General features: G+C 29.7%; 22 protein-coding genes and 1 riboswitch. Of the genes, 18 read left to right on the top strand and 4 right to left on the bottom strand.

What is annotated here, in order from left to right:
- A partial coding sequence (locus tag CLPUN_RS03060; RefSeq protein ID WP_143328959.1) for an IS630 family transposase occupies window positions 1-440 on the top strand: 440 nt, incomplete at its 5' end.
- Between the two features lie 118 nt (window positions 441-558).
- Here the strand turns inward: CLPUN_RS03060 and CLPUN_RS03055 are convergent.
- Complete coding sequence (locus tag CLPUN_RS03055; protein ID WP_077845923.1) at window positions 559-1,293, bottom strand: GntR family transcriptional regulator; 735 nt, start codon at window positions 1,291-1,293, stop codon at window positions 559-561.
- A 448-nt stretch (window positions 1,294-1,741) separates the two neighbouring features.
- On the opposite strand from CLPUN_RS03055, the gene udp reads away from it, so the two are divergent.
- From udp to CLPUN_RS02995, 12 genes are all read left to right on the top strand, one after another.
- Complete coding sequence (gene udp / locus CLPUN_RS03050) at window positions 1,742-2,524, top strand: uridine phosphorylase (RefSeq protein WP_077845922.1); 783 nt, start codon at window positions 1,742-1,744, stop codon at window positions 2,522-2,524.
- 49 nt (window positions 2,525-2,573) lie between these two features.
- Window positions 2,574-3,257 (top strand): YczE/YyaS/YitT family protein, encoded by a 684-nt coding sequence (locus tag CLPUN_RS03045; protein WP_077845921.1) that lies wholly within the window; start codon window positions 2,574-2,576, stop codon window positions 3,255-3,257.
- Window positions 3,258-3,460: 203 nt separating this feature from the next.
- Window positions 3,461-4,246, top strand: a complete 786-nt coding sequence (locus CLPUN_RS03040; protein ID WP_077845920.1) for a TatD family hydrolase — start codon at window positions 3,461-3,463, stop codon at window positions 4,244-4,246.
- Between the two features lie 295 nt (window positions 4,247-4,541).
- The gene (locus tag CLPUN_RS03035) at window positions 4,542-5,597 is read left to right on the top strand and encodes a 3D domain-containing protein (RefSeq protein WP_077845919.1); all 1,056 of its coding nucleotides are present in this window, start codon (window positions 4,542-4,544) and stop codon (window positions 5,595-5,597) included.
- Window positions 5,598-5,932: 335 nt separating this feature from the next.
- A complete protein-coding gene (rnmV, locus tag CLPUN_RS03030) occupies window positions 5,933-6,490 on the top strand; it encodes a ribonuclease M5 (protein WP_077845918.1) in 558 nt (185 codons plus the stop codon).
- Window positions 6,491-7,345: a 16S rRNA (adenine(1518)-N(6)/adenine(1519)-N(6))-dimethyltransferase RsmA gene (gene rsmA, locus CLPUN_RS03025; protein ID WP_077845917.1), complete on the top strand. Its 855-nt coding sequence runs from the start codon at window positions 6,491-6,493 to the stop codon at window positions 7,343-7,345.
- Between the two features lie 303 nt (window positions 7,346-7,648).
- A complete protein-coding gene (locus tag CLPUN_RS28455; protein WP_077845916.1) occupies window positions 7,649-9,619 on the top strand; it encodes a DUF7922 domain-containing protein in 1,971 nt (656 codons plus the stop codon).
- A 15-nt stretch (window positions 9,620-9,634) separates the two neighbouring features.
- Complete coding sequence (locus CLPUN_RS03015) at window positions 9,635-10,204, top strand: hypothetical protein (RefSeq protein ID WP_077845915.1); 570 nt, start codon at window positions 9,635-9,637, stop codon at window positions 10,202-10,204.
- 146 nt (window positions 10,205-10,350) lie between these two features.
- Window positions 10,351-11,121 (top strand): prolipoprotein diacylglyceryl transferase, encoded by a 771-nt coding sequence (locus CLPUN_RS03010; RefSeq protein WP_077845914.1) that lies wholly within the window; start codon window positions 10,351-10,353, stop codon window positions 11,119-11,121.
- The gene (locus CLPUN_RS03005) at window positions 11,111-11,947 is read left to right on the top strand and encodes a YhfM domain-containing protein (protein ID WP_077845913.1); all 837 of its coding nucleotides are present in this window, start codon (window positions 11,111-11,113) and stop codon (window positions 11,945-11,947) included. The genes CLPUN_RS03010 and CLPUN_RS03005 overlap by 11 nt, the downstream gene beginning before the upstream one ends.
- Window positions 11,948-11,967: 20 nt before the next feature.
- Window positions 11,968-12,807, top strand: a complete 840-nt coding sequence (locus CLPUN_RS03000; RefSeq protein ID WP_077845912.1) for an Mrp/NBP35 family ATP-binding protein — start codon at window positions 11,968-11,970, stop codon at window positions 12,805-12,807.
- Window positions 12,808-13,095: 288 nt separating this feature from the next.
- Window positions 13,096-13,287: a ferredoxin gene (locus CLPUN_RS02995; RefSeq protein ID WP_077845911.1), complete on the top strand. Its 192-nt coding sequence runs from the start codon at window positions 13,096-13,098 to the stop codon at window positions 13,285-13,287.
- Between the two features lie 76 nt (window positions 13,288-13,363).
- On the opposite strand, the gene thiT is transcribed toward CLPUN_RS02995, so the two are convergent.
- From thiT to CLPUN_RS02980, 3 genes are all read right to left on the bottom strand, one after another.
- Window positions 13,364-14,047 (bottom strand): energy-coupled thiamine transporter ThiT, encoded by a 684-nt coding sequence (gene thiT / locus CLPUN_RS02990; RefSeq protein WP_077845910.1) that lies wholly within the window; start codon window positions 14,045-14,047, stop codon window positions 13,364-13,366.
- Between the two features lie 56 nt (window positions 14,048-14,103).
- A riboswitch (TPP riboswitch) is annotated at window positions 14,104-14,204 on the bottom strand.
- A 21-nt stretch (window positions 14,205-14,225) separates the two neighbouring features.
- Window positions 14,226-14,429 (bottom strand): hypothetical protein, encoded by a 204-nt coding sequence (locus CLPUN_RS02985; RefSeq protein ID WP_077845909.1) that lies wholly within the window; start codon window positions 14,427-14,429, stop codon window positions 14,226-14,228.
- 194 nt (window positions 14,430-14,623) lie between these two features.
- Window positions 14,624-15,472 (bottom strand): DegV family protein, encoded by an 849-nt coding sequence (locus CLPUN_RS02980; protein ID WP_077845908.1) that lies wholly within the window; start codon window positions 15,470-15,472, stop codon window positions 14,624-14,626.
- Window positions 15,473-15,985: 513 nt separating this feature from the next.
- Here CLPUN_RS02980 and CLPUN_RS02975 point away from each other — a divergent pair.
- The 5 genes from CLPUN_RS02975 to CLPUN_RS02955 all read left to right on the top strand — a co-directional run bounded on the left by CLPUN_RS02975 (window position 15,986) and on the right by CLPUN_RS02955 (window position 23,614).
- Window positions 15,986-18,094 (top strand): anaerobic ribonucleoside triphosphate reductase, encoded by a 2,109-nt coding sequence (locus CLPUN_RS02975; protein WP_077845907.1) that lies wholly within the window; start codon window positions 15,986-15,988, stop codon window positions 18,092-18,094.
- 492 nt (window positions 18,095-18,586) lie between these two features.
- Window positions 18,587-19,756, top strand: a complete 1,170-nt coding sequence (nifV, locus tag CLPUN_RS02970) for a homocitrate synthase (RefSeq protein ID WP_077845906.1) — start codon at window positions 18,587-18,589, stop codon at window positions 19,754-19,756.
- Window positions 19,757-19,770: 14 nt separating this feature from the next.
- Entirely contained in the window at window positions 19,771-21,693 is a 1,923-nt protein-coding gene (locus CLPUN_RS02965) for an aconitate hydratase (protein ID WP_077845905.1), read from the top strand.
- Window positions 21,694-22,060: 367 nt separating this feature from the next.
- Window positions 22,061-22,570 carry an anaerobic ribonucleoside-triphosphate reductase activating protein gene (nrdG, locus tag CLPUN_RS02960; protein WP_077845904.1) on the top strand — a complete coding sequence of 170 codons (510 nt, stop codon included), beginning with the start codon at window positions 22,061-22,063 and terminating at the stop codon, window positions 22,568-22,570.
- A 168-nt stretch (window positions 22,571-22,738) separates the two neighbouring features.
- The gene (locus tag CLPUN_RS02955) at window positions 22,739-23,614 is read left to right on the top strand and encodes an aldose 1-epimerase family protein (RefSeq protein WP_077845903.1); all 876 of its coding nucleotides are present in this window, start codon (window positions 22,739-22,741) and stop codon (window positions 23,612-23,614) included.
- The last annotated feature ends 7 nt before the right edge of the window (window positions 23,615-23,621 follow it).

Here is a 23,621-nt window from a genome sequence, read left to right as displayed (position 1 = left end):
AGCAGCGAAAAATACCCACTTACGGAAAGAATGCAGGTGTAAAATTAATAGGAATACTAGATTACGAAAGCGGTCATGTATATTGTGAAGAACACGAAAAATATGATGCTGTGGTATTCCTTGAGTTTTTAAAAAAGGTGCTTACGCAATACCCGAAGGGTAAAATAGTTATTATTCTTGATAATGCAAAAATTCATCATGCTAAGCTGATACAACCATTTTTAAAAAAGATGAAAAATAGACTTGAATTAATGTTTTTACCTCCATATAGTCCTGATCTTAATCTAATTGAGGGGTTATGGGGATGGTTAAAATCATCAGTAGTAAATAATGCATTCTTTAAAAGTTTGGTTGGTATTAGAGTTGCTGTACAAAATTTCATTGAAACAATAAATAAAGTTCCTACACGAACAATAGACAGGCTATGTATTAAGATGTAGAAACTTTATTAGAACTTATATATTAAAAGAATTTAATTTAAATTATGAATTATCTGATAATATTAAAAATAAATCAGAGTTAAGTTGATTAAAATACTAAGAACTTAGTTCTATTAGTCTACTTTTGAGGATGAAATTTAATAGAACTAGACTCTATAGGTAAATAATGTTTGTTAGAGGCAATAGGAATTTCATTTTCATTATATATAGTTTCTTGTATTAAGTGAAATTGGTTTTTATCTGAAAGAGGATCAGTTTTAGCAGCGAAGTTTCCAGCAGTTGAATATTTTATTTCAACTAATATATTATTAGAGATTTTGTAAATATTATTTTCTAAAAATTTTAAAAATTCATCTTGATTATTTAAATCTATATTAAGACTTGAAATAGTCTCAATTGGTAATAAGGTGAGAGTATAAGCTATAGCTTTATCCTTAGATTTATACCACCTGTCTGCTAATACAACAGCAGCAGTTTTTTTAATTAAAATTTGATTGAAATAATCTGTTGATGGCTCTATGCGTAATTTCATTTCAACATTATCAATTGTATTGTTCATGCACTTGTATACAGGATGTCCTATAGTTTCAAGTCCAATATTGTTAATAGATTTAGATTTAACTATAAAATTTCCCTTGCCTCTAATGTTATTTACTAACCCATCATCTTGCAACAATGAAAGTGCTTGTCTTAAAGTTGTTCGACTAACACCAATTAATTTTGACAGTTCAGGTTCCGAAGGCAATCTACTTCCTTCGCGGAAAGTACCTTCATTTATCATTTTAAAAAGTTGATTATATACATTTACGTATCTTAATTCTTTTTGTTTTCCCAGTAAATTAATTTCATTCATAAAAATATCACCTTTCTATGGAATATAAACTTTTCTAGACAAGTACATAAATCAAATTATGATTTTTAATTAAATTTATTACGTATATCAATATAATTTTCATCTAATAATATAGACAAATAAATAATGCTTTAATGTTTAAAAATTATCCAATATAGTTGATTTTCTACTTATATTTTATCATAGATTTATAAACAATAATAAGCAGAAATTAAAAACTTGACAGCAAATAATAGACATGATATTCTCAAGAAGTAGACAAGAATACAAGTAAATAGACAAGAGCGGATTGCATTAAAATTTTGAGAATACAGCTGTAATTGTATTCTCAAATTTAATTTGTACATTTTCAAATGAACAAAAGATATTTATATACTGTATATGTTTTTTAGAGAACAGGAGAACGAATTAATTATAATTTAATATAAAAATAAATGGAGGGATGAATATGAATTACTCACAAGGCTCAGGTAAACAATATCATATTAATGTTGGAGAAGGTGAGGTTGGGAAGTACGTTATACTTCCAGGAGATCCAAAGAGATGTGAAAAGATAGCTGCACATTTTGATAATGCACAATTAATTGCTGATAGTAGAGAATATGTTACGTATACTGGATTCTTAGATGGTGTTAAAGTAAGCGTTACATCAACGGGAATAGGTGGACCATCAGCATCTATAGCATTAGAAGAATTAGTTAATTGTGGTGCTGACACTTTTGTTAGAGTTGGTACATGTGGTGGAATGGATATAAATGTTAAAGGTGGAGATATGGTTATAGCCACTGGAGCAATTAGAATGGAAGGTACTAGCAAAGAATATGCACCAATTGAATTTCCAGCGGTTGCGAATCTTGATGTTGTGAATTCATTAGTGCAAGCTTCTAAGGAATTAAACAAGACATATCATGCTGGAGTGGTTCAATGTAAAGATTCATTTTATGGGCAACATTCTCCAGAAACAAAACCAGTTAGCTATGAATTAATGGATAAATGGAGTGCTTGGATAAGATGTGGATGTCTTGCATCTGAAATGGAATCAGCTGCATTATTTGTTGTTGCAAGCTATTTAAAAGTAAGAGTAGGTTCAGTATTCTTAACAGTTGCTAATCAAGAACGTGAACGTGTAGGAATGGGAAATATACAAGTACATGATACAGAAGGTGCAATAGAAGTTGCAGTGCAAGCAATTAGGAACTTAATAAAAACTGATAAGGAAAAGATGAATTAGCAAAAGTGACACTATAAAAATTAATTTAAAGGTGGAAGAGTATTAGTTAATGAATAATACAATTAATAAATTAAATCAGAAATTATGGGAAAACTTTTTTATAAAGGTATTGGTAGCATTAATTGCAGTTGCTTTGGTTGGGTTTGGACTTGCTTTTAATTCATCAGCAATGCTCGGAAATGATCCAATTGCAGTTTTTTATGACGGAGTTCGTAATTTATTTGGATTTCCAAGGGAAAGCCTTGGAATGATAAACAATTCAATAAATTATACCATTGTCGGTATAATGTTCATATTTGGTCGTCAGTATCTAAACATAGGAACATTTATTTATACCTTGCCAATGGGGAGCTTTATTAACATAGGTTTTAAAATATATGAATTAATTGGAATTCCAACTACCTTAAATGGTAGAATAGTTACTGCTTTTTGTGGTTGTCTAATGTTGTATTTAGGAATCGGAATTTTCATAGCAATAAACATTGGAATGGATCCTTGCACAGGTATTGTTATGATGATGAAAGATAGGATAAAACATGAGTATAAAGTGTCAAAGGTAATTTGTGATGTTTGTATGTTATCATTGGGATTTGCATTTGGAGGTAAAATAGGTGTTGTTACAGTTATTTCAGCTTTAATCGGCGGACCAACTATACAAAAAGTATCGGAAATATTTGAAAAGAAAGTTATTAAACCAATTAAATTAAGTGAAATAGTAGTTAACAATAATTAAAGTTGTATAAATTAATGTAAGCCGTATAAGAATGGAGCAATTTCCATTTTTATAGGGCTATAATATATATTGAAATAATTAATCAGATAAATGATAATTATAAGTATTAGATTTAATGTAATTTATTAATTGTGTTGAATAATAATCAGAATATTACTAATAAAGAATTTAAGTCACTTATTAATGAAAGGATGATATGAAGTATGCAAGGGAAATTTAAAATAATAGATAGTCATGCACATTATGACGATGAGGCTTTTGATGAAGATAGGGAAAGTGTATTAAATGAAATTAGAGAAAATGGTGTTATTCAAGTACTAAATTGTGCAGCATCATACGATAGTTTAAAAACTACAGATAAATTAACCAAAGATTATGACTTTATAGTTGGAGCTTTAGGAATACATCCAGAAAATGCTGATGAAATGAAAGAAGATACAATAGATGAAATACAAGAATATATTAAGAGTAATAATAAAATAGTAGCAATAGGAGAGATTGGGTTAGACTATTACTGGAAAGAAAATCCCCCAAAGGAAATTCAACAAGAAGTATTTAGAAGACAAATGAGTTTGGCCAAAGAATTAAAATTACCAGTTATTATCCATGATAGAGACGCGCATAAGGATACATTAGAAATATTAAAAGAATTTCCTAGTGTTACAGGTGTAGTACATTGTTTTTCGGGTAGTGTAGAATTTGCAAAGGAATGTATAAAATTAGGATATTATATAGGTTTCACAGGTGTGGTTACTTTTAAAAATGCTAAGAAGTTGGTTGAAGTAGCTAAGGAAATACCACTAGAAAAAATCCTTGTAGAAACAGATTGTCCATATATGACGCCAGAACCAAATAGAGGAAAAAGAAACAAATCAGACTATATTGAATATATAATAACTCAAATTGCGCAGATTAAAGAAATTGACTCATATGAGGCAAATTTGGCTTTTAATCAGAATTTTAATCAGTTGATTAAAAAGGAAAATTAAGGTAAAATATAAAATGTACTTATTAAATAATAAGTCTTGTATTTGGTTCTTAGAAAATTAAAAATAGCAAAACTTATTATGAATTTAAATACAAAGTTTTATAATTAAATATCATTATTATTTCGAACTTGTAATGAAGTGGAGTTAAAAATTAGCTATCATTTTTATATTATTATATTTTATGCACAGAGTGCATTGTTACTAAGCTTCATTATCATGCAGGAGTTTGTCAATTTGACAAGTCTTATATATTAATATATAATCAAAAGACACTCTTGCCAAAGGAGGGAAATTAATGATAGAAAAATTGAAACAATTAGTAAAGGAAAGTTTTTCTAACGGTCCGACGAAGGCAAAAATCATCAAGGGTATAATTACAATAGCAGTTGTAATTGTTACTGCAGTGACAATAATGAGTATGAAGAAAACACTTATAATAAGTATAGACGGTAAAGAAGAGACTTTTGTCACTTACAAGGGGACTGTTAAAGATGTGTTGCAAGAAAAGGGGATAACATTAGCATCGAAAGACAAAGTGCAACCATCCTTGGAATCCAAAGTATCTGAGAAAGAAACTATTAAATTAAAGACAGCTATTCCAGTAGATATTAAAGCAAATGGAATACAAGTACAAGTACTAACAGCAGAAGATACTATTAAAGATATGCTAGATGCAGAAGAAGAAATATTACAAGAACAAGGAATTGATTTTGACAAGGAAATAGATGAAATATCACCTTCATTAGATGCTACCATAAGCAGTGATACAAATATACAACTTGTTAAAGTACAAACAACAGATCTTGTAGAGAAACAACCAATTAACTTTGATACAATAGTTGAAAAAAATGAGGAGCTAGACAGTAGTGTCCAAAAGGTAAAGAGTGAAGGAGTTAATGGTGAGAAAGAAATCACTTATCAAGTAGTATATAAAGATGGAGTAGAAGTTTCTCGAAATGTAAAAAGCACTAAAACCATTGTAGAACCACAGAATCAAGTTGTGGTGAAAGGAACTGGTCACATTTACGCAAGTAGAGGTGGAGGTAATATAACATATAAGAAAAAGATTAGTAGTATAGCAACAGCTTATAGTAATCATTCAAGTACAGCTACAGGCAGAAGACCTGTTAGAAATGAAGGTGGTCTGAGTACTATTGCAGTTGATCCATCTGTAATTCCACTAGGAAGTAAAGTTTATGTAGATGGATATGGATATGCAATTGCATCAGATACTGGTGGTGCTATAAAAGGTAATAAGATTGATGTGTACCTTAATTCATCAAATGAATGTGATCGTTGGGGAAGAAAATCCGTTAACGTATTAGTAGTTGCTTATCCAGGAGAATGGTAAACTATCTTAAGAGATAACATTGGTTATCTCTATTTTTTTTCTTTAAATTGTAGAGATTTTGGCATATTATTAGAAAAGAGAATTAAATTAGTTGACAGTTAAGAGCTGACAATTAACAATTAATGATAAATATCAAAGAGAAAGTTCGAGAATCCAAATATAAAAGCTCTAAAGAGAAAGTTTTGCTGACCAAATATAAAATTTGGAGTATCATTTTTGGGACTCTTACTTTTCATTTCAGAATTTCTAAAATTTAATTAGGAATTTAAGGTATAATGTATTTAGATTTAATTTATTTTATTAAGAATAGTTGATAAATGAAAGGAAGTAGAATATTGATAAAAGAAGTAATCGTTGTTGAAGGTAGAGACGATGTTGATGCGGTGAAGAAGGCAATAGATGCAGAAATAATAGCTGTTGGAGGCTTTGGAATAAATGCAAAGGTGATTGCAAGAATAGAAGAAGCTCAAAAGAGGAAAGGCGTAATTGTTTTAACCGATCCAGATTTTGCAGGTGAGAAGATAAGAAGGATAATCTCGAAGAGAGTTAAAGGAATAAAGCATGCATATATTGCAAAAGAAGATGGACTTAAAAATGGAGATATCGGAGTTGAAAATGCTTGCCCAGAAGTTATTTTAAAGGCACTTGAAATGGCTAAAATAACTCAAGTTGAAAAACAAGAATTTTATAATATGCAGGACATGTTTCATTTTAAGCTTACAGGGGACAATACATCAAAGATTAGAAGAGGTATGCTAGGGAAAATACTTGGTATAGGATATGGAAATGCAGCACAAATGATTTTAAGATTAAATAATTATGGAATAACAAAGGAAGAATTCACTAATGCTATAGAGGAAATAGAAAAACAATTGAAAGCAGGTAAGAATTAAATGGACTTAAAGGATATAAAAACTCAAGAACTTGTCAAGAAGTATAATTTTAAATTTTCAAAAAGTCTAGGTCAAAACTTTTTAGTAGATGATTTAGTACTTAGCGATATAGTAAATGGAGCAGAAGTAACCGATGAAGATTTTATTATAGAAATTGGACCTGGAGTAGGGACATTAACTGCACAGCTTTTAATGAAAGCAAAAAGGGTAACAGCAATAGAATTAGATAATGATTTAATTCCTATTTTACAAGAAGAATTAGGTGCAAATGAAAATTTTGATTTAATACATAAGGATGCACTTAAGGTAGATTTTAATGAACTTATAGGAGAAGAAAAAAGTGTTAAGCTTGTAGCAAATCTACCTTACTATGTTACAACGCCTATAATTTTAAAACTTTTAAAAGATGGATATAATTTTAAATCTTTAACGATTATGATACAAAAAGAGGTTGCAGAAAGAATGAATGCTGAGGCAGATTGTAAAGAGTATGGTGCATTATCTGTTTTGGTACAGTATTATTGTAATACGAGTATAATAAGAAAAGTACCACCAACTTGCTTTATTCCAAGACCAAAGGTGGAGTCTATAGTGATAAAATTAGATAGATTAGAAGAACCTAGAGTAAAGCCTAAGGATACAAATCTTATGTTTGAATTAGTAAGAGCTGGATTTAACATGAGAAGAAAAACTTTATGGAATGCGTCAAAGACACTTAAGGTTGATAAAGTAAAATTAGAAGAAGCTTTTGCAAAATCGGGAATAGATCCTAAGAGAAGAGCTGAGACTTTAACATTGCAGGAATTTGCAACATTATCAGATTGTATATATGATGTAAAACCTGTAATGAATTAGGTGATAGTAAAAACGTTTAATTTATTCTAATAAATAATAGATATATCAAAAGAGCAGACTAAAACCCTGCTCTTTTGTATTCATAATTTACATTATGCATATATAATTATGATAATAAATCTAAAATAATATCATTAATATTATGAACATTTGGAGCTACATCACAACTAGAGAATCTAAATCATTAAAATAAATTGGATTTTCTAAGACCTTAATTGAATCTAATAAAAAGATTATCCAATCATAATTTAGAATTATTTGAATATATTATATGGAATAAATATATGTGGAGGGAATATAGGGTTGGCACATAATAAATTGTATAGAAATTTTATAATATTGCAAGAAGATGAAAGAGGACATTCTAATTCTAATGATAAAGCCTTGTCTGGATATGCAAAAGTTGAGGCAAAAGGTGATAAATGTAAGATTTCTTTTTATGCTCAAAATCTTAAACAAGAAGATAATTATTCCATGGTACTTATTTGCTGCAAAAGAGATTTGAAGCAGTTAATTGATTTAGGTCCTTTGGCTATAAATAGTGTTGGAAAAGGAGATACTAGTAAAGAATATTATGTAAATAACATAGCTGGACTTGGAATATCCTATGACAAAATATCTGGCGCTGCCATTTGTAAATTAAATGATAATCAACACGAATTTATAATGCATGGATTTATGAATGGAGAAGATTCTACTGATAACTGGAGAAAATACAAAATTGTTAATGTAGATTCTAAAAAGTACATTAATAAAGTTGATATGGAATCTAAAAGGAAAGAGATTCCTAACCCTGATATGACAAATAAAACTATAATAATGGCAAAAGAGAATAATTTAAAAGCTGAAACTATGTCAAAAGAGAATGATTTAAAAGTTAAAGCAGTAGAAACATCTGAAACTGAAGTTATATCAAATGACAGTAAGAAAGATGAAAGTAATCTTAAGTCTAAAGAGAACATATCTATGGAAAGTTTTAATGATGATAATTCAAATTTAGAGGACAAACAGCAAAATAGAATTCCAGAAGACCATAAAAGTATAGTTGAATCGATAGATACTTTAGAAGATAGAAATAAGTGCAAGGAAGCTAAAAAGTGTGAGAAGCATCATAAATGTGATGATTTTGAAAAACATGATAAGTGCGAAAAAACAGAATGCATAGAAGATGCTATTAATAAATTAGGCAAGAAATTAGATACTTATCATGGAGTAATAGACTTTAAAATAAATAACATACATGAAGATATGATAATCTATGGGTTTATAAAGGATAAGACGGACTGCGACTGTAAGTGGAAAAAATTTAAGGTAGAAACCAAATGTAGAAATGAAAGTCAAGATTTTAGCTACATTCAAGCTAATGTTAGGCGAATAGAAGAAAACTTTAAATTAGATAAATTAAATACAGAAAATAGGCTAGACAGATTAGATATACTAGATTTTGATGAATATGAAAATCAAATACAACAAGCAGGGCAAATGGGGCCAACAGGACCAACAGGACAAATGGGACCAACAGGACAAATGGGACCAACAGGACAAATGGGACCAACAGGACAAATGGGACCAACAGGACAAATGGGACCAACAGGGCAAATGGGACCAACAGGGCAAATGGGACCAACAGGACAAATGGGACCAACAGGGCAAATGGGACCAACAGGGCAAATGGGACCAACAGGACAAATGGGACCAACAGGACAAATGGGACCAATAGGGCCAACAGGACCAACAGGGCAAATGGGGCCAACAGGGCAAATAGGACCAATGGGACCAACAGGACCAATGGGACCAGAATGTAAAATTCAAACAACTTATCCAATAATGCAGCAGCCAGCTTTAAAACAGAATTTTAAAATAACTGGAGAGGTAGGATTATATTTTGAAAAGATTGCAAAAGATTTTCAACCATACACTGGAAGTTTAGCAGATATAAATTACTGCAAGTTATATAAAATTAATGTAAACAGTATGGATGAATTGTTAGATGAATCAAATTATAATAAATATACCTTGGCATATTATCCAATGCTTAATTATTATCCTTACATTAGTAAAGAAGGTCATTTTCTATTAGGATATAAATGTAATAAATATGGGGAAATGAATCATATTATATATGCAATACCAGGCGGAAAAGAAAAGAGTTGTCAACCATATGGTGGAAGGACTGGCTTTGTAACATGGACTAGTGACAATAATAGTGGTAAAGGATATTGGCTAATGTTCTACGATTTTAAAAATTCTTCAATTGTAATACCAACAAGATAGGTTAATAATATTATTATGAATAAAAAGCAATTAATAGTTATGTCAATATTGTTATCATTAATGTTAATATTAGCCATAGCTCAAAGATTTTTTAAACAGGAATTTGAACAAGTAGTACTCATGGACCAAGGCATAAGTGATTTTAAAGATTATGAATTTGAATCTGGCAAGTACACTATATCTTTGCCAAATGAATGGATTATAGAAGAAAAGAAAAGTGAGGGGAAATATGTAAGTTACAAATTAAATTTTAAAGATAAGGATAATAAACTTAATGGACTAATGGAAGTAATAAATACTAAAGGAGATTTAGGTGTATTTGCAGAAGCAGATTTAAATAATCAGTACTTAGAATATTACAATTCTCAAATAATGCCTTTTAAAAATTCAAGTAATTCAGGAGTATTAGTACAATATGACACCTCTATAAAGAATGGATACAATTTTAAAAATCAATGTTATTATTTGAATTTAGAAGAAGGTAAAGCAATAAAGATATTGTTTAATCTAAAGGAAAGTTCCTATAATGAAAATATGAGAACCTTGTTTAATACTATTATTTCTAGTATTAAGACTTCCTCTTAGATTATATTAAAAAGAAGAAGTTAACATGTCTTAAGCAGAAAGTAAATAAGATTTGCTAATAATAATGATAAGTATTATAATTTAAGTATCAAGGAGAAGCAGAGATAGCTTCTCCTTGATACTTATTTGACGTTTGGAGGCAATTCATGAGAATAATATTGTTTGAGATATTTGGCATACAGGTAAAGAGTTATGGACTAATGATTGCAATTGGTATAATAGTTGCAGCAACTTTATTTATAAATAAAGGGAAAAAGAGAGGTTTTGATGAGGATTCATTATTAAATCTAATTATTTTTGCTGTAATAGGTGGAGCGTTTGGTGGAAAAGGATTATTCATAGTAACTGAATTGAAAAATATTATAAAGGCCCCAAGTATATTAACAAACTTTGGATATGGATTTGTTGTTTATGGAGCTATAGGTGGTGGCGCCTTAGCTATGTATTTATATTGTAGAAGAAAAAAGTGGAATATTATTGAAATGCTAGATATGACAGTTCCAGGGCTTGCTATAGCTCAGGGATTTGGTAGAATTGGCTGCTTTTTAGCAGGTTGCTGTTATGGAGAAGAAACTACATCACGTTTAGGTATTGAATTTCCTGAAAATTCTCTTGCACCAGCAGGATTACATTTGCACCCAACACAAATTTATTCTTCTATTTTTGATTTTTTACTAGGATTTCTTCTTTTATATTATAGTAAAAAAGAAAGAAAGAATGGAAAGGTAATGGGATTATACTTAACTATATATAGTATAGGAAGATTTTTAGTAGAATTTTTAAGAAATGATCCAAGAGGAAATATTGGAATTCTTTCTACATCACAATTTATTGCAATATTTACTTTAATGTTTGGGATTATTATATTTAATCACAACAAGATTTTTAAAGGAGCGAAGAAAAGCATTGAAGAATAATAAATTTTCAATTATAGTTTTATCGGTATTAATAACTGCAAGTATTATGCTCTCAGGATGCACTTTCATTGATAATCTACAAGTTAAGATGAAACTTAAAAATGAGCAATTTGAATATATAAAACAAAACAGGATAGATAAAATTGTAATACAAAATGGTAGAGATAGTGGATTCAGATTTGTAGTTACTGATAATAAAGCTATAACTGATATTTACAAGATTTTGGCTGATGGTAAAGAAGTTTCTAAAAGGAGTTCTCTTGATCCAGATTATGTATTTGAGGTATATATAGGAGAAGAAATAAAGAAATATCAATATGTAGTTGGAGATAATGATAGTAATACAGGTAATTTCTATGATGATGATAAAGCTTTTTCAGTGCCAAAGAATTTAGAAAATACTATAATGCAAAATCTTTCATTTATTAGGAAACCGAGAAATTTTGAATATATATATTATCAATCTATATTGAAGGTAATTCAAGATAAAAAAGATGTTTTATCTAAGGCAAAGAAGGTCGGTATAGATATAAATGGAGACACTGATTGTTTAAAATATATATTTTCAGTGGATCTAGAAGAATTTAAGAAAAATTTAAATAATGCGCTGCCTAATGTGGCTTTAGTAAACAATGATTCTGGAGATTTTGATACAGTAATTAAAGTTAAAAACAGAGGTTATAATAGTACAATTTTCAAAACGTTAATAACTATAGAGAATAAAATAGATAAGTCTTCTGATCGTTATTATATAATGGCAGAGTATAATTATAAGGATTGGGACATTAAAATAAGTGAACCTAATAAGGCTCCACAAGGCTGGTAAGATATAAGGAGGATATATAAATGAGTTGTGAAGATTGCAAAAGTAAAGATACATGTAATTCTAAAGGACAAGGATGTAGCGAGGAAAGTTCCAAATTGGCACCTAAATATGGAGAAATTAAAAATGTTATAGGTATTATAAGTGGAAAAGGCGGAGTTGGAAAATCAACTATCACTGGAATAATAGCGGCTACGCTAGCAAAGAAAGGTTATAAAGTAGGTGTTTTAGATGCAGATATTACAGGACCATCTATGCCTAGATTTTTTGGAATTAATAATAAAAGAGCAACTATACTTCCGTTAGGAAATGATATGGTCAAATTTGAACCAGTAGAAACAGAAAGTCAAATAAAAGTGATTTCAATGAATCTTTTAACAGCAATGGAAGATGATCCTGTTATTTGGAGAGGACCTGTAATTACAGGTGTGCTAAAGCAAATGTTTATGGAAACTAATTGGGGAGAACTTGATTATCTGCTTATAGATATGCCACCAGGTACTGGTGATATAGCATTAACTGTAATGCAAGAATTTCCTATTAACGAAATTATAATAGTTTCTACACCACAAGATATGGTATCAATGATTGTTAAAAAAGTTGTTATAATGGCTCAAAAGATAGGCGTGAAAATTAAAGGTGTAGTAGAAAATATGGCATACATAAACTGTCCAGGTTGTGAAAAGAAAATAAGAGTATTTAGCAGAAAGTCTTCAGAAGAAAATGCTGAATATCTAGGAATACCTTTAATAGGAGAATTACCTATTAATATTGAACTTACAGAAGCAATAGAAGAAGGAGCAGTTGAAAAATATGTTAGAGAAAATCCATTATATTCATTAATATTTGAAGGATTATATTAAAATACATATTTGACTTGTTATTTTCTTTTCCATATAAGTGCTTGAGTACTCTCTTAATATTTGATTATTGTTAATATATACGTTCTGATTAAAATTATATATAGTTTCAGAAATTTTGAAAGAAAAGTAATTTTTAATATTATATTGTTAACGGTTAATTATAGTATTAATTAGAACATATATAGATAGTTTAATTTTATTTGTAAATTATTCTGTTACATATACATAATTTATTATTTCTTGGGAAATATAATTATGTAATTTATATTTAGAGAGGATTGATTTGTTATGAAACCAATTGTTGATAAGGATACTTGTATAGCATGTGGACTATGTCCATCTATATGTCCAGAATGTTTTGATATGCAGGATGATGGAAAAGCTGGAGCAATAGTTGAGGATGTTCCAGATGGCTCTGAAGATTCAGCGAAAGAAGCAGAGGAAAGCTGTCCTGTAGATGCAATCACTATAGAGGAATAAACATTATATGAATTTAATAAAAACAGGCTTGATATTTGCTTTTGTGCAATTATCAAGCCTGTTTTTATTGTTTTATTTAAGAATTAACAGATACAGTATTATCTGAAGAAACATAAATTATTCTATCGACAGGAAGAGTTGCTAATATTATTATACATATAATACCTTCTATTCCAACCATAGGACCATTAACTAATAATGAATAAATCATTGGAGATACTCCTTCTGGAGCAAAAGAACCAAAGAATGCAACACCAGAAATAAAGTGACATATAAATCTTGCAAATACAGCTAAAGCTGTACCAAGTAATCTTTTGTCCTTAAATATACCTGCAAGACCAAGAGCCATGAATGGAAGTGGATAATCAAATAGTACTTGAACAGGATGCAGTATATATGGATCCATAATAAGTGTTATTATTCCATAAAGAAAACCTGTTAAATAACCAACCTGTGGTCCATACATAAAAGCTATGAGCAATATGGGGATCATACTGCCTAAGGTTATACTACCGCCTTGAGGGAAATGATATAGTCTAAGCATTTTTAATATAGTAGCTAATGCTAATGCTATACCAATTCTAGAAATCAATTGAGGTGTAAATTTGATTTTCTTCACCTTAACTAACACTATAAGTAATAATATACAGCCTATTAAAGTAATAATAGATATTGGATTTGCAGTTATATCGTGAATATTTTGTGGGAATCTTTGAAATAGTTCAGAAAATTGCTTGGTCCAATCATTAAAAATTGACATAAAAAAAACCTCCTTAATTGTGCTCGGAGATTATCAACCAAATAAATAGTTTGGAAATTTTTACAAGGTTGCATTCCCTACGCTAGAATTAACTAGATCAGGTTTGAAGGGTTTATGAATATCAAATCTCAGCCTATTGGCTCCCCTAGCACTTTATTAATATATTTTATACCTATTGTTATAAATAGTCAATTATGTTATAGATGTTAAACTTATTACTTTTATTATTACAGCAGTAATTAGAATTGGCTTCATTTAAATTTATTGTGTGATGATTAGTAGGATTATAAGAAAGCTTATTAGATGAAGTAATAACAATATCATCATTACTATTAACAATGGTAGCATCTTTATAAGTTGAATCTAATACAAAATCTTTCATAATCAAAATAATTCCTTTCAAAATAAAGATTTCTTTAGTTAATAGCATTTACAAAAGATAAACTAAATATACTTAAACAATCAAAGAAAATAAAAAAATGAGAAGTTTAAAAGATAAAAAAATAAGTGCAATGTCAAACAGCAATAATTTGATGTTTAACATTTACACTTTTATAGTAACAAACTAGCCTTATATTAATCTAATTTTTCAACTATAAGCCCAACAAGTCCAGGACCAGTATGAACTCCCAGTGTAGGACCTATTGAACCTCCTAAGGTACATTCAACTAGATTAGGAAAATCCTTTATTGATTCATATAACAGTTTAGCCTTATCAGGAGCATTTCCATCCATAATCCAAACCTTACACCTGTTAGACTCTAAGTAAGGCTTTAATAAACTAGCCAATCGAGATATAGATTGCTTAATTCCCCTAATCTTGCACACTGTATGGTATACTCCATCATTACCCACAGTTATGATGGGCTTAAGATTAAGAGTGTTTGCTATTGTTCCAGCAACCTTACCTATTCTACCCCCTTTTATTAGATATTCTAGTGTATCCAATGTAAAGAATACATCAATTTTGTTTCTATATGTAGGGAGAAGTTCTATTATTTCATCAAAGAGTTTTCCTTGGTTAATTAAATTTCTGGTATTAATTACCATTGCACCTTCTGACATGGTTAAAGTCATGGAATCAAAGACAAAGACTTTAATTCCAGAGACATTTTCAGCGGCTACGCTTGCAGAATTATAACTTCCTGAAATACCACTTGAAATAGTTATTATTATTGCATGAGTATAGCCTTCATTCTTAGCTTCCTTTAAGGCAGAGGTGAATTTCTCTACGCTAGGAAGTGAAGTGGTAGGAATTTCACCAGGTAATGCTTCATAAAGCATTTGTGGAGTTATATCTATTCCATCATCATAATCTCTATCAGAAAATATAATTTTAAATGGTACCATCTTAATATTATTATTTTTAGTAAAATTAATACTTAAATCACAAGCACTATCAGTTATTAATGCTATCTTTTCCATTTCAAGCCTCCTAAAGTTCAGTAGTAATAAATCAATTATAGCACTATTTATAAAAAGTAGATTGTATATGTGCTGCAAAAAATAGCTAAGATATATAATCTAATTGATTTATTATATAAAAATCATAAACAGTAATTAGGGATATTTAGTTTATTTATTTAGAACATATATATTTAATGACAGAAAATTAATTTTTGTTTAGGATTAAATTTGTGACATAATATTAGTTATTATTGACATTAATTTATATATAAATAACAAAATTTTAATATAAAATAATAAGAATAATAATGCAAATATAGTAAGATACAATACTAGAGAATATTTATAAGAAGTCAACTGCACAAAAACATTAAAAATGAGCCAAATTGAAAGATAATGAGACTAAAATCATGATAATTAAAATCTAGGGGTTTAAAAATAAAAAATTAGAAGCATTGCTAATGAATACCTAATACAGTATAATAAGACGGTAGAAAATATACTATATATTGTGCCATGGAGGGAATAAAAATGCTATATGTTGTGAAAAGAGATGGTAGAGAGGTTGAATTTAATTCCGATAAAATAGCTCAAGCTATTAAAGGATCTGCCAGTGAAATCGGTTTAAATTTAAGAGAAAGTCAAGTTTTAGATACTGTACAGAAAGTAATTATATATATCGAATCAGAGTATAAAAAAACAATAACTGTAGAACAAATACAGAATTTTGTAGAAAAAGCATTAAAAGATGAAGGACACAAAGATATAGCAATAGCTTATTCAGGATACAGACAAGAAAGAACTAAAGTTAGAGAAATAAAATCGGACTTAATGAAAGCTATAAGACAAATTGGAATTGAGACTGATAGAGATAATGCAAATGTAGGCAATAATTTCAGTTCTAAGCTATTAAGAATAGCTTCTGAATCAAATAAATGGAATACACTAGCTATAATGCCTAAAGGTTTAGCTAGGGCTCATGAAACAGGAGATTTATATTATCATGATTTAGATAGTTATAATTTAACTGTTAATTGCTTACACATTCCAACTAGAGAGATGTTAGAAAATGGCTTTAATACAGGGTATGGAACGATTAATGCTCCAAGAAGAATAGAAACAGCAGCTGAATTATCATGTATATTGCTACAATCAACTCAAAATGACATGTTTGGAGGCCAATCACATCCAGACTTTGATAATGATATGGGTATATTTGTAGATCCAACTAGAGAAGAAATTAGAAGAGAATTAGGAGAATTAGAAATATCTGAAGAAAAGATAGAGACTTTACTTGAAAATAAGGTAAGAAAGAAAGTACAACAAGCTATGCAGGGGGTTGTTTACAATCTTAATACAATGCATTCAAGAGCGGGCTCTCAAGTGCCATTTAGTTCGATTAATATTGGATTACCTGAAAGTGAAGACGCTGCGTTAGTATGTGAAGTTTTTCTTTTGGAATATGAAAAAGGATTAGGTAAAGGAGAACAGCCAATTTTCCCTAACATAATCTTCAGAGTTAAATCAGGAGTTAATAGAGAAGAAAATGATCCATATTTCTATCTATATAAATTAGCTTGTAGAGTAGCAGCCAAAAGAATGAATCCAACGTTTATGAATATTGATTCTGATTTCAATAAAGAATATTATGAAAAGGGATATGTTCCAGCAACTATGGGATGTAGAACTTATCTTATGAAAAATATAAATGGAGAACCAGGTTGTAAAGGTAGAGGAAATATAGCACCTACTACTATTAATTTGCCAAGAATAGGATTGCAGGCTAAAGGGGATATAGATAAGTTTTTTGAAATATTAGATTCAAGGTTGGAATTATCAAAAGATTCTTTATTGCATAGATATGATGTATTAAAGAATTTAAAAGTTAAGGATTTACCTTTTGTTGCAGGTCAAAATCTTATGAAAGGTTCTGAAAATTTAGGACCTGATGATTCTATAGAACCAATATTAAAACAAGGTACATGGGGAATCGGATTTATAGGTCTTGCTGAAACTTTAGTAGCTTTAACAGGTAAACATCATGGTGAAGATGTAGAAGCTAGAGAATTAGGTGTAAAGATTGTTGAGCATATGAGACAGTATACAGATAAAATTACAGAAGAATATAAATTAAATTGGAGTTGTTATGCTACTCCAGCAGAAGGACTTTCAGGAAAATTTATAAAGCAAGACCAAAAGATCTTTGGAGAAATAAAAGGAGTAACTGACAAAGAATATTACACAAATAGTTTTCATGTGCCAGTTGCATATCCAATATCAATTAAGGATAAAATCGATATAGAAGCTCCATATCATAAGCTTTGTAATGGCGGGCATATAAGTTACATTGAAGTAGATGATTCGCCAAATGGAGAAACAGTAATGGATATAATAAATTATGCATATAAGAATACTAATATTAGTTATGTAGGTGTTAATTTTCATATAAGATATTGTAGAGAGTGTGGAACTTACTTACATGAAAATCAAAGTAGCTGTCCTAAATGTGGAAGTCAAGATATACAAGGAATATCAAGAGTTACAGGATATTTAAGTTTAGATGAGAGATTTGGTGCTGGGAAGTATCATGAAAGAGAAGATAGAATATCTCATACAGAAAATCATGCTAATCATTACTAAAATATATGAGACTTAAAATAATTACCATTTAAAAACAATTGAAATTTAATATAAAAGGCTATCTTAAAGTAGTAAAATGAATTGGATTCAATTCAAAGGTTTGCTTTTAAGATAGCCTTTCGATATATTTTGGTATAAAAATTCATTTTTTTTGACATATTGTATAATTAATCATTTTGTTAATAGAGATAATATGTACAAATCATATAGTAAATAAGAAAATTTGTTACAAAGATTAGAAATTAAAATGATGCAGATATTGCAATGTTAGGAAAAAAACTTGCAAGAATAGTATTTATTTCATTGTAAATACGTTGATTTTGTTGATTAGTTGAAGGAGAAAAGTTGGTTCGTTGCAAAAAATAACAATAAGTCTTGTTTATAGTTGCTGAAATATGATATTATAAAGGAAGGCTGATAATATGAAATTTTATTATTAAAACTATTATTTTAATATGCAATAAGTTAATAAAAATAAGTGGAGGGATTTTTATGGCGATTAGTAATTTGAAAAAAAATAAAAAAGTTACTATTGTAGATACTACTCTTAGAGATGGGGAACAAACAGCAGGAGTGGTTTTTGCAAATGAAGAAAAAATAGTAATAGCGCAAATGCTAAGTGACTTAGGAGTCGATCAATTAGAAGTAGGGATTCCTACAATGGGTGGAGATGAAAAAAAGGCTATAAAAGAAATTGTAAAAAGGAATTTAAAATCTAGTATAATGGCATGGAATAGAGCTGTGGTTGGTGATATAGAACAATCAATAGATTGTGGTGTTGACGCAGTTGCTATATCAATATCAGTATCAGATATACACATTGAACATAAGCTTAAGACTTCTAGACAATGGGTATTAGAAAACATGGTCAAGTCTGTAGAATATGCGAAGAAAAATGGTCTTTATGTATCTGTTAATGGGGAAGATGCATCTAGAGCAGATAAGGATTTCTTAATTGAATTTATTAATGCAGCGAAACAGGCTGGTGCAAATAGATTCAGATATTGTGATACAGTTGGAATTAAAGAACCATTTGGAATTAGAGACGATATTAAATATATATATGATAAAACAAATTTTGATATAGAAATGCATACTCATGATGACTTTGGAATGGCAACAGCTAATGCGGTAGCAGGAATAAAAGGTGGAGCATCACATGTTGGGGTAACTGTAAATGGTCTTGGAGAAAGAGCTGGTAATGCAGCTTTAGAAGAAGTTATAATGGCATTAATGCTTGTTTACGGGTATAAGGGTGAAGACATAAATACTCAAATGTTTAGAGAAGTATCAGAATATGTATCAAGAGCGTCAGGAAGAGAGCTTCCAATATGGAAAGCAATTGTTGGGAGTAATATGTTTGCTCATGAATCAGGTATACATGCTGATGGAGCTATAAAAGATCCTAAAAACTATGAAGCTTTTGATCCAGCAATTGTTGGACTTGAAAGACAAATTGTTATAGGAAAACACTCTGGAAGAGCAGCGGTAGTAAATAAATTCAAAGAATACAATATTGAGCTTACAGATGATGAATCAAAGGGAATATTGGAACTTGTAAGGTCTACATCAGTTAGATTAAAGAGATCTTTATTTGATAAAGAGGTAGTTCAACTATACAAAGAATATCATAGAAAATTAGATGAAAAAAATAAGCAATAATAGGGGGATTAATAGTGGGAAATAATTTAGTTTATAAGATTTTAAAAAGTCATATTGTTGAAGGTGAATTAAAGGCAGGAGAACCAATAGCATTAAAGATTGACCAAACGTTAACTCAAGATTCAACAGGAACAATGGCATATCTTCAATTAGAAGCTATGGGAATAGATAGAGTGAAAACTAAAAAATCTGTAGCATTTATAGATCATAATATGTTACAACAAGGGTTTGAAAATGCAGATGATCATAAATTCATTCAAACAGTAGCATCTAAGTATGGAGTATATTTCTCAAAACCAGGTAATGGAATATGTCATCAAATCTTCTTAGAAAGATTTTCAACTCCAGGAGATACATTGATAGGTTCTGATAGTCATACTCCAACAGCAGGTGGTGTTGGTATGTTAGCTATGGGAGCAGGAGGATTAGATGTTGCTTTAGCTATGGGAGGTGGAGCTTATAATATTAATACTCCAAAGGTAGTTAAGATTGAGCTTACAGGAAAATTAAATAAAATGGTAGCTGCTAAAGACGTTATCTTAGAAGTTTTAAGAATATTAACTGTTAAAGGCGGAGTAGGTAAAGTATTTGAATACGCTGGTGAAGGCGTTAAAACACTTTCCGTTCCAGAAAGAGCGACTATAACTAACATGGGTGCAGAACTTGGAGCTACAACTTCCATTTTCCCAAGTGATGAGAGAACTTGGGAATTCTTTAAGGCACAAGGAAGAGAAAATGATTGGATAGAATTTAAACCAGATGAAGATGCTATATATGATGAAGTGGTAACTATTAATTTGAGCGAGCTAACTCCACTTACAGCTAAGCCACACAGTCCAGATAATGTGGCGAAGGTTAGCGAAGTTGGAAAGATTAAAGTTGACCAAGTAGTTATAGGAAGCTGCACTAACTCTTCTTATGAAGATTTAATGAAGGTTGCTAAAATATTAAAAGGTAAAAAAGTACATCCAGATGTTAGTTTAGTAATAGGTCCAGGATCAAGACAAGTTATGGAAATGATCGCTAGAAATGGTGCGTTAGCAGATATAATTAGCTCAGGAGCAAGAATACTTGAAAATGGCTGTGGGCCTTGTATTGGTATGGGGCAATCACCTGGAACTGATGCAATTTCACTTAGAACAGTAAATAGAAATTTCTATGGTAGAAGTGGAACATTATCAGCACAAGTATATATAGTAAGTCCTGAAACTGCTGCAGTTTCAGCTATAAACGGAGTTTTGACTGATCCAACAGAAGTGAATGTAGATTTAACAATAGATATGCCCGAGAAATTCTTAATAGATGATTCTATGATTTTAGCACCAGCATCAACAAATGCTGAAGTTGAAGTTGTTAGAGGACCAAATATTAAACCATTCCCAGTAAGTAAGCCATTAAGTGAAGAAGTTGCAGGTAAAGTATTAATAAAGGTTGAAGATAATATTACAACTGATCATATTATGCCTTCAAATTCAAAGTTATTGCCATTTAGATCAAACATACCTTACCTTGCAGAATTCTGTTTTAACACAGTAGATACAGAATTCCCTAAAAGAGCTAAGGAATTTGATGGTGGGTTTATAATTGCTGGAGGAAACTACGGTCAAGGCTCAAGTAGAGAGCATGCTGCTTTAGCACCATTATACTTAGGGGTTAAAGCAGTTATAGCTAAGTCATTTGCAAGAATTCATAAAGCTAACTTAATAAATAATGGAATAATTCCAATGGAATTTAAGAATGAAGCTGATTATGACAGCATTGATTTAGTAGATGACTTAAAGATGGAAGATATTAAAGCAGCTTTAGAATCAGGAGTTGTTAAAGTTAAGAATTTAACTAAAGGAACTGAATTTGAAGCAACAATTGATTTAACAGAAAAAGAAATCGCAGTTATTAAAGAAGGTGGAAGACTTAATTACGTTAAAGCAAATGCTTAATTGTAATATTTGAAATATTAAAATTAAATCAGATATTAAAGCACAAGAGTTCATTAATTTTGGATTCTTGTGCTTTATTTATTTATAATATTGCTTTTATCTATCAAAATTAAGTTAACAGTATACATAATTAATTTTTTAGTTATATGTAAGTAAAAATATGTATGGTAACTAAGTATATCTAGTTTATTTATCAGAATATATATTGCAAAAAATAATTTACGTTAAAACTAGTTCTTGTTACTTAATTTTGTTGTAGAATTAAAATTGCAACACATATATTTAAATTTACTTCTAATATTACTAATTTGTATGTGGTAAAATATTATTAATAATAGATACATTTATTTGGAAAGAGGTCATTATTATGGAGAAAACTATAAGATTATCTGGAATAGCATATGAGAGCTTGGTTAATGGACCAGGCATGAGAAGAGTATTTTTTGCGCAGGGATGCAAGCATAATTGTAAAGGTTGTTTTAATCCAGATACCCATGATTTTAATGGTGGAGAAGGAAGAGATATGGATGAATTAATAAATGATACATTAAATAATCCAATATTACAAGGAGTTACCTTCAGTGGTGGAGATCCTTGGGAGCAGGCAGATAAATTTGCTTATATGGCAAAAGCCTTTAAGGATAATGGGTTAGATGTTTGGAGTTATACAGGATATACCTATGAATATATTATAGAAAATAAGGATAAGAGATTAGGTTGGAATGAATTATTAAATAATATAGATGTTCTTGTAGATGGAAGATTTGAAGCAGAAAAAATGCAAGATGGACTTAAGTATAGAGGGTCAACTAATCAAAGAATAATAAATGTGAAAAAGAGCTTAAGTTTGAAGGAAGTTGTTAGAATAGAGTTATGAGAATATCAAAATTAATAGGTTAATTTAATATTCATCTTTATATAAGGACAGAGATTCTATAAAAAGAATTGTTTATAAATTAAATTTTCAACGGTGTATATAAAAGTGCTAGATTAACTAGCAGAATATTTAAAAGATAAAAATATCTAATAGTATGGAGGAGAAATCATGATTTATTCTTTAGAGAATTCAAGTATTAGGATTAAAACAAGTACGCATGGAGGAGAAATACAGTCTATAACAAGTAAAGAGGATAAAACTGAGTATTTATGGGATGGAAATCCTGAATATTGGAAGTATCATGCACCAATATTATTTCCTATAATAGGAAAAGTTGTAGATTCAAAATATAGAGTTAATGGAAAAACATATAAGCTGCCCCAACATGGTTTAGCTAGAACTTCAGAATTTTCATTAGTTGAAAATAATAATGATGAAATTACATTTGAATTAAGATATTCAGAAGATACATTAAAAGTATATCCATATAAATTCTCTTTAAAGTCAAACTATAAGCTAGAAGGAAGTACTGTAATTGTGACTTATACAGTAGAAAATGTTGATGAGATGCCAATACATTTTTCAATTGGTTCACATCCAGCTTTTTTATGTCCTATAGATAAAGATGATACGTTAAATGATTGTTATATTGAATTTAATGAAGTAGAGAGCAGTAAAAGAATCACACTTACTAAAGAAGGATATTTATCAAAGGATAAAGAAGCATGCTTAGAAAATACAGAGATACTTAAACTAAATAAGGAATTGTTTAAAGATGATGCCTTAGTTTTTGAAGATTTAAAGTCTAATAAGATGACAATAAAATCAAACAATTCTAATAAAACTTTAGAAGTTGACTTCACTGGATTTCCTTATATGGGAATATGGGCACCTAAAGATGGAGCACCATTTGTGTGCATAGAGCCGTGGTATGGTCATGCAGATTATTATGATTTTGAGGGTGAGTTTATAGAAAAAGAAGGCGTAATTAAATTAGAGGTAAATAAGAAATTTAGCTGTATGTTTAAAGTTACGGTTAAATAATATTAAC

It is taken from the genome of Clostridium puniceum (assembly GCF_002006345.1).
In the GTDB taxonomy this organism is placed as follows: Bacteria; Bacillota; Clostridia; order Clostridiales; family Clostridiaceae; genus Clostridium; species Clostridium puniceum.
Note: the sequence above shows the minus strand (reverse complement) of the source record. Positions and strands in the feature narration are given on the sequence as shown.

Bases quoted from the DNA above. Each gene is read 5' to 3' on its own strand.
- CLPUN_RS03055 (WP_077845923.1), bottom strand. From the start codon at position 1,293: ATGAATGAAATTAATTTACTGGGAAAACAAAAAGAATTAAGATACGTA.
- udp (WP_077845922.1), top strand. From the start codon at position 1,742: ATGAATTACTCACAAGGCTCAGGTAAACAATATCATATTAATGTTGGA.
- CLPUN_RS03045 (WP_077845921.1), top strand. From the start codon at position 2,574: ATGAATAATACAATTAATAAATTAAATCAGAAATTATGGGAAAACTTT.
- CLPUN_RS03040 (WP_077845920.1), top strand. From the start codon at position 3,461: ATGCAAGGGAAATTTAAAATAATAGATAGTCATGCACATTATGACGAT.
- CLPUN_RS03035 (WP_077845919.1), top strand. From the start codon at position 4,542: ATGATAGAAAAATTGAAACAATTAGTAAAGGAAAGTTTTTCTAACGGT.
- rsmA (WP_077845917.1), top strand. From the start codon at position 6,491: ATGGACTTAAAGGATATAAAAACTCAAGAACTTGTCAAGAAGTATAAT.
- CLPUN_RS03015 (WP_077845915.1), top strand. From the start codon at position 9,635: ATGAATAAAAAGCAATTAATAGTTATGTCAATATTGTTATCATTAATG.
- CLPUN_RS03010 (WP_077845914.1), top strand. From the start codon at position 10,351: ATGAGAATAATATTGTTTGAGATATTTGGCATACAGGTAAAGAGTTAT.
- CLPUN_RS03000 (WP_077845912.1), top strand. From the start codon at position 11,968: ATGAGTTGTGAAGATTGCAAAAGTAAAGATACATGTAATTCTAAAGGA.
- CLPUN_RS02995 (WP_077845911.1), top strand. From the start codon at position 13,096: ATGAAACCAATTGTTGATAAGGATACTTGTATAGCATGTGGACTATGT.
- thiT (WP_077845910.1), bottom strand. From the start codon at position 14,047: ATGTCAATTTTTAATGATTGGACCAAGCAATTTTCTGAACTATTTCAA.
- CLPUN_RS02985 (WP_077845909.1), bottom strand. From the start codon at position 14,429: ATGAAAGATTTTGTATTAGATTCAACTTATAAAGATGCTACCATTGTT.
- CLPUN_RS02980 (WP_077845908.1), bottom strand. From the start codon at position 15,472: ATGGAAAAGATAGCATTAATAACTGATAGTGCTTGTGATTTAAGTATT.
- CLPUN_RS02975 (WP_077845907.1), top strand. From the start codon at position 15,986: ATGCTATATGTTGTGAAAAGAGATGGTAGAGAGGTTGAATTTAATTCC.
- nifV (WP_077845906.1), top strand. From the start codon at position 18,587: ATGGCGATTAGTAATTTGAAAAAAAATAAAAAAGTTACTATTGTAGAT.
- nrdG (WP_077845904.1), top strand. From the start codon at position 22,061: ATGGAGAAAACTATAAGATTATCTGGAATAGCATATGAGAGCTTGGTT.
- CLPUN_RS02955 (WP_077845903.1), top strand. From the start codon at position 22,739: ATGATTTATTCTTTAGAGAATTCAAGTATTAGGATTAAAACAAGTACG.